The organism is Pseudomonas sp. 2822-17, from assembly GCF_002742485.1.
Taxonomy (GTDB): Bacteria; Pseudomonadota; Gammaproteobacteria; order Pseudomonadales; family Pseudomonadaceae; genus Aquipseudomonas; species Aquipseudomonas cyclaminis.
In genome coordinates, this window is record NZ_LJRZ01000112.1 from 1 (window position 1) to 317 (window position 317).

Below are 317 nucleotides of genomic sequence, written 5' to 3' on the forward strand. Positions count from 1 at the left end.
CCTTTGGCCGTCAGCACAACGTTGTTGCCCGAGATGGCGTAGTAGCCGTCTGCGTTAGTACCAGCAGTGAAGCTAACAGTCAGACCATCGCGTGGGGTCTCTTCGTCTTTAGCAACGAAAGTCCCGGCAACGGTGCCTGCTTCAGCAGTGTTCTCAACGATGGTGGTCGGCGTAACAGCAATTTCTGGAACGTCGTTGACCAGCGTCACAGTCGGCTGGCCTTCGCCAGTGGAGCTGAGACCACCGGCGTCGGTGACGGTCAGGTCGATCTTCGGCAACGGGTTACCCGCGTTGACGAATTCGGCGCCTTTCGCGGT

Annotated in this window: 1 protein-coding gene; it reads right to left on the reverse strand. The window is 58.7% G+C overall.

The features are described 5' to 3' along the window. Positions 1-317: hypothetical protein (locus AOA60_RS32560; protein ID WP_158235007.1), on the reverse strand; the 317-nt coding region annotated here is incomplete at both ends.